Here is a 14608-nt window from a genome sequence, read left to right as displayed (position 1 = left end):
TGCGCCCACGAGAGGGAGAACCACATGGAACACGCGCCTCAGGACAGACCTACGAGATCGCGTTCCCGGCCGACAGTCCGGGCGTCCGGACGGACCACTGCCACAACCTGCCGCACGCCTCCGAAGGGCTGATCGGTGGAAGGGTGGCGTGTGGACGTCCGCGTACTGGGGCCGATCGAGGTGGTGGTCGCAGGCCGGCCGGCGGTGCTGACCGCCCCGAAGGAGCGCATGCTCCTGGCCCTGCTGGTGCTCGCCGTCGGCGGGCCCGTCGAGCGCGACGTGCTCGTCGACCGCATCTGGGGCGAGAGCGCGGCGCCGGAGGCGATGGCCTCGCTCTACACCTACGTCTCCCATCTGCGCCGTGTCCTGGAGCCCGGCAGGCCACCGCGCACACCGAGCAGCGTCCTCGTGCTCGGGCCCGCGGGCTACGAGCTGCGCGTCGAGCCGGGCCACGTCGATGAGCACCGGTTCCTCGCCCTGGTGGCGGCGGCGGAGCAGGCCATGGCCGGAGGCGACCACGAAGAGGCCGAACGTGCCGCCGCCGCGGCGCTGACGTTGTGGCGCGGGGAGCCGTACGCCGATCTGCGGGATCTGGAGCACGTCGCGGCGGCCCGCGCCCGGCTGCTCGAGGCCCGGGACCGGGCGCGGGAGCTGCGGGTGGACGCGGCCATCGCCCAGGGCAGGCATGCCGAGGTCATCGGCGAGCTGGACGCGTTGACCCGCGACCATCCGATGCGTGAGCGGTTGTGGGCGCTGCGCGCGCTGGCGCTGTACCGTTCGGGCCGCCAGGCCGACGCCCTGGACACGGTCCGGGCCGCGCGGCGGGTCCTGGCCGAAGAACTCGGCCTCGACCCCGGGGACGAGCTGCGTCAGGTCGAACAGGACATCCTCCGTCAATCCCCGTCTCTTCGCCCGCCGGTCGTGCCGCGCGCGAGCGCGGCGCCTCCGGCGCTGGTCGGGCGCGAACGCGAGCTCGCCGCGATCGACGGACTGCTCACGGCCGTGCAAGAGGGCACGCCGGGACTGGCGATGATCATCGGGGAGGCCGGCATCGGCAAGACGAGGCTGGCCGAGGAGGCGGTGGCGCGGGCGCAGGAGCGCGGTTTCGTGGTGGCCGTGGGGCGGTGCGCGGCAGTGGAGGGCTCACCGGCCTTCTGGCCCTGGATCGGGGTGCTCGATCGGCTCCTGGACTCGGCGCCCGGACTGCCGGGCGAGGTGCGGGCCCACCTGCCGGGTACGGAGACGGCGGCGGCCGCCGACCCGGACGGCGCGCGGTTCCGTACCTACCAGGCCGCCGGCCGGGTGTTGTCCGCGGCCGTGGAACGGGGGCCGGTGGCCGTTGTGCTCGACGATCTGCAGTGGGCGGACGTGTCGTCGCTGCGGTTGCTGCGCCACCTCGCCGAGACGTTCCGCGCGGGCCCGCTCGCCATCGTCGCCACCGCTCGTGATCACGGCCACCGGCCCGGCACCGGGGCGCTGGCCGACGTGTTCGAGGCGTTCGCCCGCGTCGGCGCGCTCTGGCTGGAGCCGTCGCGGCTGACCACGGCGGACGTGGCGGCGCTCATGCCGTCGCAGCCCTTCCCCGGCACCGCGCCCGAGCTGGCCGAACGCACCGACGGCAATCCCTTCTTCGTCACCGAGCTGGTACGCCACCTCGCCGCGGGCGGCGATCCCCAGAAGGTGCCCGGAGGCGTCAGGAACGTCGTGCTCGCCGGGATCGAACGCCTGCCAGGGCCCGTCGTCGAGTTGTTGCGCGTCGCGGCCATCGCGGGCCGGCGGTTCGACGCGCCGGTCGTGGCGCGTGCGGCCGGGCTGACACTGGACGCCGCGCTGGACGGGCTGGACGCGGCGGGCACGATCGTCGAGGGCACCGAGCCGCCGGGCAGATTCCGGTTTTCGCACGCCCTGGTCCAGGAGGCGCTGGTCCACTCGATGGCGCCGGCGCGCAGAGCCCGTGTGCACGCCGCCGTCGCCGAGGTGCTGGAGGAGTCCGCCGGCGAGTCCGCCGCGGCGGCGCACCACTGGCTGCTCGGCGCCTCCGCCGGGTATGCCGGGCGAGCCTGGCGCTCGGCCCGCCGCGCCGCCGCCCAGGCGTTCCGGCTGCGCGCCTACGACGTGGCCGCCGGCCTGCTGGACCGGGCGCTGGAGACGGCGCAGGGCGATCCTGAGCTGCGGCCGGCCGACCGGGTGGAGCTGCTGTCGGAGCTGGCCGACGCCCGCTACGGCGCCGGTGACACGGCTGGGCAGAGAGAGGCCCTGGACCAGGTACGACGCCTCGCCAAGCAGGCGGGAGACCGCGCCGGCTGGATCGCCGCGGCCACCCGGTACGGCGGCCGGGTCATGTGCCCGTGGAAGGTCTACGGCCGCTACGACGCGGACCTGGTCGCCGACCTGCGGGAGATCGCCGGGCTTCCCGGCCTGGACGACGCCGTCCGCGGCAAGGTGCTCGGCTGCCTGGCCGTCGAGCTGTACTACCAGCAGGGCGGTGATCCCGCCGAACGTGACGCGCTCAGTGCGCGCGGGGTGGAGTGCGCGCGGCGTACCGGAGATCCAGTCGCGCTGGGCTGGGCACTGAACTTCCGCTACATCGCCTTGCTCAACCGCGACCTGGTCGGCCACCGCGTCAAAACGGCCGAAGAGATCGTACGGCTCGGCGAGCGCGCCGGCGACGACGAGCTGCGCGCCGTGGGACTGATCTACCTGGTCGCCGCCCGGCTGGAGGCGGGCCAGGCGGAGCAGGGACTGGCGCTCGTGGACGAGGCAGGTCTCTTCGTCTCGCGCATGGACGCGCCGTACGTGGAAGTGATCTACGACTGGCTGCGGCTCAGCGTGGTCGTCATGCGGGGAGACCCGGCCGAAGCCGAGCGGATCCACCGGGCGGCCCTGGAGCGGCACCGGGTGACCTCGCTGTGGGGCGCTGAGGAGAACGCCTTCAGCGGCTGGCTGCCGCTGGCCCTGGTCCAGGCCCGCCACGGCACCCTCGCCCCCGCCACGCTGGCGGGCCTGCGCGAGTACGAAGGGCCGCTGGAGGCGTTCGTCCGCGACGTGCACGCGCTGCTGCTGTTGCTCGGAGGGCACGAGGAGGAGGCCAGGGACCTGCTGGGCCCGTGGCACCGCCAGCCGCCCGTACCCGATGACTTCGTCTGGCTCGTCCGCCTGGCGGTGCGCGGCGAGCTGTGGTCCCGGCTCTGCGACCGCCAGGCGTGCGCGGACCTGTACGCGCTGATCCTCCCGTACGCCGACCGCATCGCCATGAGCGGCCTGAGCTCACTGCTGTGGCCGATGAGCCGGACCCTCGGCCTGCTCGCCCGCGTCACCGGCGACCAGGCCGCGGCGGCGCGCCACGAGGAGCACGCGCTGAGGATCTCGACCACCATGGGCGCCGACGCCTGGTGGTGTTGACCAGCGAGGCGCGGCGGGCCGTGACGTGAGCACCATCGTGCTCAGATCACGGCCCTTCAAATCGTCTCAAACCATCCTTGGCACTGCGGCCCAGAGATCACTGAGGATCGTCGACGCAGGTGATGGTGAAGGTCTGCGTGGAGGGCGTGCCCCCGCCCGCGGCCGTCAGGCTCAGGGGAAGGCTGTCGCTGCCGTTGGGCTTGAGTTTCCAGGTGAGCGAGACCGTCTGCCTGCGGGCAGAGGTCGAAGCAGGAAAGGCGATCAGGTAATTGTCCCATTTCTGGCCATCGAGGGTCCACCAATACGTGACCGTCTGGGCGGCTCCAGCGGGAAGCTCGATAGAGCCTTCGGCCTGGTAATCGATGAAATAGGCGCACGGACCTTCGTAGTCCTTTGGAACGAGGCTGGTGATGTGCACCTGCGGTACCAACCACGGTGGCGTCGTGGGCGTCGGCGACGGGGACGGCCCGGTCCCGCAGGTCACCTGGTAGACGGCCCGGCCGGAGTCCTGGCCGCCGGGGTCGAGTATCCGGATCGCCTTCCACCCGCTGGTGGTGCTGCCCACGCCCATCGGCAGCGCGAACTGCTTGACGCGCGGCCCGCCGACAGCGAACACCAGCGACTCGGTACGGCCCTCACCAGTGACGCTGTCGATCCACCGGTAGTTCACCGTCGCCGGCACATAGGAGACCTGGATGGTGGCCGTGAACTTCACGGTGGTGGGGCAGGGCCCCGTGTGGACCGGCGGGGTGACGTCCACGTGAGCGGTGGCGACCAGCGGCTTCCCGGGCGCGGGCGGCAGCGGGTGCGCGAGGTCCCAGACCTGGATCGGGCCCTCGCAGGTGACGTTGAAGGGGGCCTTACCGGACAGCCCCTTCTTCCCGATGATCTCGACGGCCTGCCAGCCGGACGTGTCACGATCGAACGTCTGCCGATCCCTGACGGTCACCATGCGGGTGCCCTTGACGCGGACGCTCTGGACGACTCCCTTGCTGCCGTCGCTGCGTACCCATCGGTACCGCACCGTTCCCCTGCCTCTGGCCGTCACCACGGCAGAGAACCCGACCGTAGTAGGACACTTTCCGGCCGTCTTGGCGGGGCCCGTCTTGACCTGGGTCACCGTCGCCTTCACGGCGGCGCTGGCCGGAGTGGCGGCGGCAGCAGGAGCGACGGCCAGCGACCAGCCGAGCGCTACGCAGCTCAGCAGCAACGCTGTCCTGTTCATGAAATTCCTTTCTCTCTGGCAAGGGCACCAATGATGTGCCTGCCGCTTGGACCGGACTTGGACGGCCGAAAGCGGCCGCTCATCGCCTGGCTGCGATCACCGTCCCACCGCGGGAGGCCGAGGTTCTGCGTTGCGCGGGGATACCGTTGGGCGCGCGGATGGGGCCGGGTGGCGGGGCTTCGCGCTGGAGCAGGTGAGCGTCAGTCTGATCCTGAAACCGGCCTTCTACGGGACCGTGGACGCCTGCTTGCCCGCGAACCGCGCGAGGGCTGAACGGAGGCGGGTTGCCGGCCGTGATGGCGGTGACGTGCGGCATGGCCGCCTTGGGGCAGGAGACCGACAGCCTCGTCTCCGACGGGTGGACGGCACCACTCTCGTTCCACCACGTCATCGTCTGCTCGGTCGCTGCGATGACCGGAGCGGCGGGTCCGGTCAGCACACCGCGGAGGCCGGCGGCCGAGCCGCGGCCCCGCGGGCGAATATCGAGGTCCAGTGCTTCCCCTGGTCCTTGTCCGAAGTGACTTGCCTCGAGGCGAAGAAGCTAGGGAAGCGGTCTTGACGCGGTCTTGAGCGAGTCTTGTGCCGTGGTTCGCCGTACGATCGGGACCGCCTGGCCCCGGCGCTCCGCCTCGGCACGCAACCGCTGCTTCAACTGGCGGCCGTGGCCCAGGAAGGAGCGGGTGCGCTCGCGCCGGTCGGCCGGAAGGCTCCAGTCGGGCAGGGCCCGCTGGACCGTGACCTGGAGCCGATCGTCGGTAACGGTGGCGTCGCCGAGCAGCACGACGTTCTCCTGCCACCGCATGCCCGGACCGTGGCGGTGGAACGTGAGGCAGGCCGGGCCCGGCACACCCTGCACCCCCGCGGGCAGGCGCAGTTCGTAGCCGCCTGGGGTGGCGGTGAAGGAACGCACGGGTACGGTCACGGGCAGCTCGTCGACCAGCATCGAAACCGCGGGTGGTCCCAGTCTGCGGGCGCGCTCGGCGTAAGGACGCCAGTCCTCGGGGGGGGCGGAGCGCCGCGGCAGGCGGCGGCCGGTGGGGGCCGGGTCCGAAGCCGGCCGGTCGCCGCCGGGCGGGGCTGACCAGACCTCGGGGGTACGGGACAGGTCGCCGTCGGGCCACCAGATGAGCCGCTCAGGGGTCACCTCGACGTAGATGCGGGCGAAATACCAGGTGAAACGCTTGACGAGGAACCAGGGCATGCCCGCGAAGGCGTCCGGGATCCTGGCCAGCGACTCGCGGACGTACCGGTCGGTGTTGGCCTGCAGGTCGGCGTCGCGCACCGCTGCGCGCCCCTGAACGAGCACCACCGTATCCCCCGCCGTGTCCCCCGCCGTGTCCCCCGCCGTGTCCCCGGTGTAGAGCAGGGCCACGCGGGGATCCCGGCGGGCGCGTTCGGCCTTGTCGGGGTAGGTCAGCCCGGTGGTGAGGTCCAAGGTGCCGTGCGCGCCGACGTACGGGGTGACGGGCCAGGTGATGGGGCGCCGGTCGCTGGTGAGCGAGGTGTAGGAGCACACCAGGGAGGATCGGAACGTCTTCATGAGTGTGGGCGGCATTGTCAGCAAAGTGCTCTCCGGACATGGTGACCTGGGATCGTTCGGAGAGAGCATGGATGACGTCACTTGGCTGCCACTTGGGTCCCGTACGCGTCGCCAGCGGCCCCTTGGAGATGAGGCCGACGAGCGCGCCGGCGTTCATCTCGCGGGCCGTCCGCCGGCCGAGGGTCGGGCTCCGGGCGCGGATGTCCATAGTGTGCGGTTCTTCCCTCGACCACGGCCGGCGCGCTCACCAGGGCATGGGGGCGCCGTCGCGGAAGAAGCCGCCGGTCGGGCCGTCGGCGTCGAGCGTGGCCAGCCGGACGATCTCGACCGCCCCTTCGGCCGGGCTGCGGAAGCCGGTGTTGCCGTTCATGTCGGTCGCGCAGTGCCCGGGATTGCCCGCGTTGACCTTGATCGCGGTGTCGGCGAGTTCCTTGGCGTAGGCGACGGTGACGGCGTTCAGCGCGCTCTTGCCCGCGTTGTAGGCCAGCATGTTGAAGGGGTACCAAGGGCCGGCCGGGTCGGTGGTCTCGGCGAAGGAGCCCAGCTCGCTGGAGACGTTGACGATGCGGCCCGCCTGGGACTTGCGCAGCAGCGGCAGCATCGCGTTGGTCACCGCGACGACGCCGAAGACGTTGGTCTCGAACATCTCGCGCAGCACCGGCACCGGGGTGGCGCTCGGGCCGGCGTGGTCGGCCGGATGCGCGATGCCGGCGTTGTTGACCAGCACGTCCAGCCGGCCGTACGTTATCTCGATCCACTTGGCGGCGGCGTCGATGTCTGCCTGGTCGGTGACGTCCAGCTGCAGGTGGCGCGCCTCGACGCCCAGGCCGGTGAGCCGGGCGACGGCCTCGGCGCCGCGTTCGGGCGAGCGGGCGCCGACCAGGACGACGGTGCCCGCCTCCCCCAGCAGCCTGGCGACCTCGTACCCGATGCCCTTGTTCGCCCCGGTGACCAGCGCGATCGTGTCCTGCGTCATGATGTCCTCCTGTTGTCAGTGGGAGCACCACGGTGACCCGCGCCTCTGGAGCGGATCTGAAGGGCCGGCCTTGAGAACGGCTCAAGGCGAGAGCTATGACGGGATGCTGGCCGCGGGAAGGGCGATGAGCCTCTGGACGTGAAAGGAAATGCCTCATGCCTCCGATCTTCCGAAGCATGAGGCGAGCTTGGGCGCCTGCCGCAGCTTCTCCAACTTCGACCTGCCGACCGTCCCGAAATGGTCGAACTCCCGCATGGTGATCGTCGGCGACGCCGCCCACGCGACCTCCCCGTCATCGGGGCAGGGCGCGTCGATGGCGATCGAGGACGCCGTCGTGCTGGCCAGGTGCCTGCGCGACCACGACGTGCCCGACGCCTTCGCCGTCTACGAGCGGCTGCGCCGGGCGCGGGTGGAGCGGATCGTCGCGCAGGGCAAGCGCAACGGCGACGGGAAGGCGCCGGGGCCGGTCGGCGCCTACCTCCGCGACCTCTTCCTGCCGGTGGTGCTGCGGCAGGTGGCGAAACGGGGCTCCCTTTCCTGGATGTACGACCACCGCATCGCCTGGGACGAATCCGTCTAGGCCCGGGTCCACTTCTGGTTGGTGCCCCCGTGACAGGACCAGATGTGCACCCGGGAGCCGTTGGCGGTGCCGTAGCCCGACACGTCGAGGCACTTGTTCGCGCCGATCGCGGTGATGCTGCCGTCGGCGTTCAGGCGCCACTTCTGGTTGTTCTGGCCGTTGCAGTCCCAGATGGTCACCGCGGTGCCGTCGGCGGTGCCCGCGCCGGTCACGTCCAGGCACTTGCCGCCGTAGACCCGCAGCTCACCCGCGGCGGTGGCGGTCCACTGCTGGTTCGCGCGGCCGTTGCAGTCCCAGATCTGAATCGGCGCGCCGTTGGCCTGCGAGTTGCCGCTCACGTCGAGGCAGCGTCCCGATCCGACGCCCTTCAGGGCGCCGCCTGTGCCGGGTGTCGGTGAGGCGGAAGGCGAGGGGGACGGCGAGGGGGTGCCGCCACCGTCGAGGCCGAGGAAGGTGATGGCGTAGGCGAGCTGGCCGCTCATGGGCAGCTGGTGGCCGACGCCGCTGATGCTGATGCCCTCCACCGTCGCCTGCGCCGAGGTGGCGCCGTACCTGGTCCGGGTCCAGTTCGACTGGGGCTGGTCGGTGAAGGCGGGGGTCTGGCTCAGGCCGTGGAGGTTGGTCCACTGCTTGATCTCTTCGCCGAAGTTGTTGTAGTGGAGCGTCGTGTCGGTGGTGCCGTGCCAGAGCTGCATGCGGGGGCGGCGGCCGGTGTAGCCGGGGTACATCGCCCGTGCCTGGTCACCCCACTGCTGGGCCGTCTTGATGAGCTGCCCGCCCGAGCACTGACTGTTCCAGAGCGATCCGTTGGTGGTCGCGAAGCATCCCGCGGGGACCCCGGAGAACGCCGAGCCGGCGGCGAACACGTCGGGGTACTGGGCGGCCAGCACGTTGGTCATCATCGCCCCCGAGGAGAACCCGCTGACCACGATCCGCGCCGGATCGACGTTGTGGCGCTGCCGCGCCCAGGCGACCATCGCCATGACCCCGGTGGAGTCGCCGCCGCCGTCGCGCCGCAGCGCGGCGGGAGTGGACACGTCGAAGCACTTCTCCGTACGGGTGACCTCCGGGATCACGATGACGTACCCGTACCTGTCGGCCGCGGTGACGTAGTCGCGCCCGTTGCCGTTGAAGATCGCCCCGGCCGATCCGCCGCAGTAGTGGGTCAGCACCAGGAGGGCGGGCTGCGGCGCGACGGTGTCGGGCACGTAGATGTACATCCTGAGGTTCGTGGGGTTGGCGCCGAAGTTCGTCACCTGGGTCAGCGCCGCGGCGGAGGCCGACGACAAGCCGAAAAGGGTTCCGGCTGAGGTCAGGCACAGAACGAGGGCCGCCAGCACCGCTCGGCTCATGCGTCTCACGTGACTTCCTTCCGTTCCGACCGCGTGGGCCGCAGAGCGGTTGTGACGGGACCTCACGCTAGAAGCCGGTTCCGCCCTGTCAAGGAGCCTGCTCTCGCGGCCGCCGCGACGCGGACTGGTCGGGATGATCACGGCTGGTCGGCGCGGTGAGGCGCCCGCGGGCCAGCACGGCCCTGACGGGTCACGGTGAAAGTTTCATACTCATCAGGCCGTGAACCCGGCAGCTGAATCCGACTCAAACGGCAGAATCACGGCGTCACGCCGCCCGTCGTAGGGATGAGCGGGCTTATCCAGTCAGAGCGGTGATGTCGGGGACCAGGGCGCCGGCCTTCGCGCGGACGTCGTCGAGCGAAGCGGCCTCGGAGAGCACGGCCCGCAGGACGAAGTCGGCCACGTCCAGGGCCCGGGCCGTCGGTGCGGCGGAGGGGGCGGCGCCGCGCTCGCGCACCACCTCCAGCAGGAGGCCGGTGATCGCGTGCTGGACGAAGCCGGTGTCGAAGGCGACCAGTTCGCCGTCGTGGATGCCCGCCTCGATGAGTTCGCGGGTCAGGTCGTGGATCTCGGCCCGCCGCCGCGCCTGTTCGGACAGCTCCGGGGCACGCAGCACGTCGTCGTTGTTCAGGCCCCGGACGTCGTAGGGCAGCGACAGGATCGCGGCGACGTCCACCTGGAGATAGGCGTGCAGCCGGGCCGCCACCGGGCCGGGCAGGTCGAGGGCGGCGCGGATGCGGGCCCGCGCGGGGACCAGGTCGGCGTCGAGCAGCGCGGCCAGGATGAGGTGCTCAGTCGCGAAGTGACTGTAGATCGACGGCTGGCGCATGCCGACCTTGTCGGCGATGTCGCGGGTGGACGTGCCGTGGTAACCGCGCTCGGCGAACAGCCGCGAGGCCATGTGAGTATCATGGCGGTCCTCCGGAGCCCCGCCGGTCCCTGGACGAGATCATCGAGCGGGTCCGGGACAGGCTGCGCGACCGCCCGGTCTACGTCTCGCTCGACATCGACGTCCTGGACCCGGCGTTCGCGCCCGGCACCGGCACGCCGGAGGCGGGCGGCATGAGCAGCAGGGAACTCCTGGAGGTCCTGCGCGGCCTCGACGGCCTCCACGTGGTGGGAGCCGACCTGGTCGAGGTCAGCCCCGCCTACGATCACGCGGAACTCACCGGCATCGCCGCCGCGCACGCCCTCTACGAGCTGATCAGCACAGGTCCTTCATGACCGCGTCGGCCGCGCGCCGCCCCGACACCAGCGCCCCCTGGATCGACCCCGTGTCCCGGTGGTCGCCGCAGACGTAGAGCCCCTCCCCCAGGCGGACGCGGCGGCGCAGGGGCATGGGCGGCGGCATCGACGGCAGCGCCTCGGCGATCGGGTAGGTGGCGAGGTGCCGCCACTTCCGGACCTCCGGACCGTAGATCTCCTCCAGGCGGTCGCGCACGCCCGGCTCGTCGTCGTCACCGGCCGCGCCCAGCACCGACGTGGAGATCAGCGCCTCGTCGGTGGCGCTGTACTCCGGCGCGGCGTCGGTCATGACCAGCGTGTCGGCGATGACGCCGTCTCCGTCGATCACCTGGGTGGCCTCTCCGAGCGGAGACCGGGGCGCGGCGTGGTAGAAGGTGGTCACGGCCCGCATGGCGGGGGCGCGCAGGTCGGGCAGCAAGGCAGCGGCGGCGCTCGGGTCGGCGGCCACCACCACAGCGGCGGCGGGCAGCTCGGCGCCGTCGTCCAGGACCACCCCCGTGCCGGCGGCCTCCCGCACCCGGCGGCGCAGCCGCACGGCCTCCGGGGGCAGCCGGCTCGCCAGCTGCGCCGGGACCTCGCCCATGCCCAGCGCCGGCACGCCGATGGTGCCGCGCGCGAACGACCGCCAGATCAGGTGGAAGACCCTGCTGGAGGTCTCCAGCTCCCGTTCCAGCAGCACGCCGGCCAGGAACGGCCGGATCAGCCGCTCGACCATGACCGGTGACATGCCCCAGTGGCGGAGCTCGTCGAGGACGGTGCGCTCGGCGCCCGCCCGCAACATCCCGGCGGGAAAGGCCAGGTCGCGGGCGGTCATGGCGGCCAGGACCGCCTTGTCGACCGGGGTGCCGAGATGGGCGGTCAGGCCGCTCAGGGCGTGCCGGGGATGTTTCCACGGCAGCATGACCCTCTCCTTGCCGCCGTCCGTCCGGAAGACCAGCATGCCGGAGTTGAAGGCGCGCAGCCGCAGCGCCTCGACGTCCAGCAGGCGGGGCACCTCGGGATATCCGGTGTTCAGCACCTGGAAGCCGCGGTCGAGCCGGAACCCGTCGACCACGTCGGTGCGCATCCGGCCGCCCACCCCGTCGGAGGCCTCCAGCACCGTGACGGGCACGCCCGACCGGCGCAGCCGCACCGCGCAGGCCAGCCCCGCCAGCCCCGCGCCGATCACGATCACCGGTTGCCGGCTCATGAGCTGGTCCTACCCGGGCGGTCGCCGGTAATCCGGTTTGATGTGGCATTGGTCCCGTTTCTGCGGCCTTTTGAACCAACGGACTCGCGTGCTTTATCCGCCGGTCGGGAACTTTGCCTAATCGCGGGAAGTTTTGGCTGGTCATCGGGGTTCCTTGGCCATAGAGGCGACAGCCCGGCGAAAGGAGGCTCCATGGGCAGGCAGCGACCGTCGTTCCGCACCCGAAGAACAATCGCCACCGGCGTCCTCATGGTGCTCATGTGCCTGGGGCTGAGTCTTCTCTTCCTCATGTACGTCGGCGGCAAGGAAGGCGACAAGGCGCTGCAGCAGGGCCTGTCGGCCTGGAACAACGTCGAGCCCCTGATCCCCCAGGGGCGGTTGCCGTCCGTGCTGCCCCACGCCGAGGACGAGGTGGTCCAGGTCGTGGACGCCCACGACAAGGTGGTCGCCTCGAGCAGTCAGCTGGCCGGCCAACCGGCGATGGCCACCTTCCACTCCACCGGCGACAAACTCAGCACCACCCGGGTCCTGTGCCCGCCCGCCGGGCTGGAGGGCTGCCGGACCGTGACGTCGATCAACGTCTACCAGCCGGACGGGATCTGGTCGATCTACGTGGCGACCCCCACGGTCCCCTGGTACGGCAACACCACCGCCGTGCTCCTGGCGATCGGCACGTCCCTGCTGGTGACGACGGCGGTCACCGCCTGGGTGTTCCGCGACATCACCAAGGCCGTGAAGCCGGTCGCCGCGATCCAGCGGCAACTGGCCGACATCACCGCCGCCCAGCTCGAACGCCGGGTCCCGGTGCCCGGCACGTACGACACCTACGAAGAGGTCACGGTCCTGGCCGAGACCGTCAACGGCACCCTCGACCGCCTTGAGGGCGCCTACGAACGCCTGCGCCGCTTCACCTCCGACGCCTCCCACGACCTGCGCAGCCCGATCACCGCCATGCGCCTGCAACTGGACGAGGCGCTGACCTACCCCGACGACGCCGACTGGCCGACGGTCGCCACCACCGTGCTGACGGGCGTCGACCGGCTCCACGCCATCGTGACCGACCTGCTGGCCCTGGCCCGGCTGGACGCGGGCGCGCCCCTCAGCGGCGAGCCGACCGACCTGGGCCGCCTGGCCGGGGACGAGCTCGACCAGCGCCCTCACCGCACGAAGATCGTCAGGCGCCTCCAGCCTGGCGTCTGCGTCGACTGCGACCGGCTGCGCATCTCCCGGGTCCTGGTCAACCTGCTCGACAACGCCGAACGGCACGCGGCGTCCCAGATCACCGTCACCGTCCGCGCCGAGGAGGGGACCGCCGTCCTGGAGGTCCTGGACGACGGCGCGGGCATCGCCGTCGAAGACCGCGAGCGCGTCTTCGAACGGTTCACCCGCCTGGAGGCGGGGCGGGACCGCGACGCCGGGGGCACCGGCCTGGGGCTGGCCATCGCCAGGGAGATCGCCAACGCGCACGGCGGCACCCTGGCCGTGGAGGACAGCGACCGGGGCGCGCGGTTCGTGCTCCGGCTCCCCCACCGCGAGAGCACCTCGTCGGTCGCCCCCGCCCGGCCCCGCCAGGCCGCCGACGACACGGCCGACCGTCCTCCCGGAAGGCCGACTCTGGTCGGCCGCCTGGGCCGCGCGACGGCGATCGTCATCCGGGACCCGCGCCGGGCGATGGCCGGCGGGACGAGCCCGGGACGGCGCGGGGCCAGGAACTAGTCCCGCTTCCCCACCAGGGCGGGCAGGGACAGGACGAGCCGGGCCCCGCGGTCGCTGTCCTCGGCGGTCAGAGTGCCGCCGTGGGCCTGGGCGAGCTGCCGGGCGATGGAGAGCCCGAGGCCGGTGCCGCCGGGGTCCTTGACACGGGAGGCCTCCAGGCGGGTGAAGCGCTGGAAGACGGCCTCCCGCTGGTCGGGGGCGATGCCCTCGCCGTCGTCCCCGACCTCCAGCACCACCTGGCCGTCTTTCCGCGTCAACGAGACGGTGATCTGGGACACCGCGTGCCGTTCGGCGTTGTCGAGCAGGTTGTTCAGCAGCCGGGTCAGCTCGATCCGCGAGCCCTCCACCATCACGCCGGGCGCGAGGCACTGGCGCAGCTCGGTCCTGGTCCGGCGGTGCTTCAGTTCGCCGCTCACCAGCTCGGTCAGGTCGATCGGCGCCTTGCGGCAGCAGACTCCGGCGTCCAGGCGGGCCACCTGCAGCAGGTCGTCGACCAACGCCTGCATGCGGTCGACGCTGTCGAGCAGGGCCTCGCCGGTCCGGGGCCAGTCGGCGTCCTCCGGGTCCATCATGGCCTCTTCCAGCCGGGTCCGGATGGCGGTCAGCGGGCTGCGCAGGTCGTGGGAGGCGTCGGAGGCGAAGCGGAGCTGCTTCTCCACCGCCCTCTCGGTGCGGTCGAGGGTCCGGTTCGCGGTCTCGGCCAGGTCCCGCAGCTCGTCGTGGTACTTCGGCACCGGCACCCGGTGCCGAAGGTCGCTGGAGGTGATCCGGCGGAGGGTGCCGGTGATGCCGCCCACCGGCTGCAGGGTCTTGCCCACGATCCGGTAGCTGCCGACCCCGGCCGCGCCGACCATCAGGACCCAGGTGACGGTGAGCGGGACGATCAGCTGGGGGCTGACGTACCAGGGAAGGGCGGGGACCGCCACGTTGAGCCGCCAGACCCCGTCGTCCCGGTGGACCGGGTAGGCGAGCACGATCATGCACCCGCCGGGGAACACCTGCGCGTCGCAGGTGGTGGTGGTCGCGTAGGTGCCGGGCTCCGGCCGCAGGCCCGTCATCGGCGGGCTGTCGGCCATCTCGGGGGTGGCCGCCACCATGGTCCCGGTGGGGTCGAACACCTGGACCACCTGCCCGGGATTGCTCTCGCTCAGGTCGGGGACGTTCTGGCGGAGCTGGGCGCCGATGTTCATGGCGTTGGCGAAGAGCTGTTCGGTCCGCTGGTCGATGGCCGTCTGCCGGACCATCACCACGATGAACACGGCCATGGCCGTGCACAACAAGGCCATGACGGCGGCCGCCACCACGGCCAGGCGGAAGCGGATCGAGCTGCGATGCCACCAGCTCATGTGGTTGGTCCTTACCGATTTATGGGCCGGAAAACGG

Annotated in this window: 10 protein-coding genes and 1 pseudogene; 4 read left to right on the top strand and 7 right to left on the bottom strand. The window is 71.7% G+C overall.

Going from position 1 to position 14608, the window contains the following annotated elements; genetic code table 11:
• Nucleotides 1-150: 150 nt before the first annotated feature.
• Nucleotides 151-3402 carry a BREX system ATP-binding domain-containing protein gene (locus GT755_RS28930; protein ID WP_161482750.1) on the top strand — a complete coding sequence of 1084 codons (3252 nt, stop codon included), beginning with the start codon at nt 151-153 and terminating at the stop codon, nt 3400-3402.
• A gap of 97 nt (nt 3403-3499) precedes the next feature.
• Here the strand turns inward: GT755_RS28930 and GT755_RS28925 are convergent, their stop codons facing one another.
• The 3 genes from GT755_RS28925 to GT755_RS28915 all read right to left on the bottom strand — a co-directional run bounded on the left by GT755_RS28925 (nt 3500) and on the right by GT755_RS28915 (nt 7143).
• On the bottom strand, nt 3500-4627 hold the full coding sequence (locus tag GT755_RS28925) for a hypothetical protein (RefSeq protein ID WP_161482749.1): 1128 nt from the start codon (nt 4625-4627) through the stop codon (nt 3500-3502).
• Nucleotides 4628-5168: 541 nt separating this feature from the next.
• The gene (locus GT755_RS28920; protein ID WP_202610646.1) at nt 5169-6167 is read right to left on the bottom strand and encodes a hypothetical protein; all 999 of its coding nucleotides are present in this window, start codon (nt 6165-6167) and stop codon (nt 5169-5171) included.
• 244 nt (nt 6168-6411) lie between these two features.
• Entirely contained in the window at nt 6412-7143 is a 732-nt protein-coding gene (locus GT755_RS28915) for an SDR family oxidoreductase (protein WP_161482747.1), read from the bottom strand.
• Nucleotides 7144-7330: 187 nt separating this feature from the next.
• Between GT755_RS28915 and GT755_RS40715 the strand changes: the two genes are divergently transcribed.
• The gene (locus tag GT755_RS40715; RefSeq protein WP_268903559.1) at nt 7331-7723 is read left to right on the top strand and encodes an FAD-dependent oxidoreductase; all 393 of its coding nucleotides are present in this window, start codon (nt 7331-7333) and stop codon (nt 7721-7723) included.
• On the opposite strand, the gene GT755_RS28905 is transcribed toward GT755_RS40715, so the two are convergent.
• Both GT755_RS28905 and GT755_RS38750 read right to left on the bottom strand, forming a co-directional pair.
• A complete protein-coding gene (locus tag GT755_RS28905) occupies nt 7720-9075 on the bottom strand; it encodes an extracellular catalytic domain type 1 short-chain-length polyhydroxyalkanoate depolymerase (RefSeq protein WP_161483037.1) in 1356 nt (451 codons plus the stop codon). The genes GT755_RS40715 and GT755_RS28905 overlap by 4 nt on opposite strands.
• 295 nt (nt 9076-9370) lie before the next feature.
• Complete coding sequence (locus GT755_RS38750; RefSeq protein ID WP_202610645.1) at nt 9371-9976, bottom strand: TetR/AcrR family transcriptional regulator; 606 nt, start codon at nt 9974-9976, stop codon at nt 9371-9373.
• 29 nt (nt 9977-10005) lie between these two features.
• Between GT755_RS38750 and GT755_RS28895 the strand changes: the two are divergent.
• A pseudogene (locus tag GT755_RS28895) lies at nt 10006-10299 on the top strand (arginase family protein); the annotation flags it as partial.
• On the opposite strand, the gene GT755_RS28890 reads toward GT755_RS28895, so the two are convergent.
• Complete coding sequence (locus GT755_RS28890) at nt 10280-11509, bottom strand: NAD(P)/FAD-dependent oxidoreductase (protein ID WP_161482745.1); 1230 nt, start codon at nt 11507-11509, stop codon at nt 10280-10282. The pseudogene GT755_RS28895 and the gene GT755_RS28890 overlap by 20 nt on opposite strands.
• A 192-nt stretch (nt 11510-11701) precedes the next feature.
• Between GT755_RS28890 and GT755_RS28885 the strand changes: the two genes are divergently transcribed.
• Entirely contained in the window at nt 11702-13225 is a 1524-nt protein-coding gene (locus GT755_RS28885; RefSeq protein ID WP_161482744.1) for a sensor histidine kinase, read from the top strand.
• On the opposite strand, the gene GT755_RS28880 is transcribed toward GT755_RS28885, so the two are convergent.
• Nucleotides 13222-14571: a sensor histidine kinase gene (locus tag GT755_RS28880; protein ID WP_161482743.1), complete on the bottom strand. Its 1350-nt coding sequence runs from the start codon at nt 14569-14571 to the stop codon at nt 13222-13224. The two genes, GT755_RS28885 and GT755_RS28880, sit on opposite strands and share 4 nt — an antisense overlap.
• Nucleotides 14572-14608: the final 37 nt, after the last annotated feature.

The organism is Herbidospora solisilvae (assembly GCF_009901565.1).
In the GTDB taxonomy this organism is placed as follows: domain Bacteria; phylum Actinomycetota; class Actinomycetes; order Streptosporangiales; family Streptosporangiaceae; genus Herbidospora; species Herbidospora solisilvae.
The sequence above is the reverse complement of the archived record's forward strand: the minus strand, read 5'-3'. Positions and strand labels throughout refer to the sequence as shown.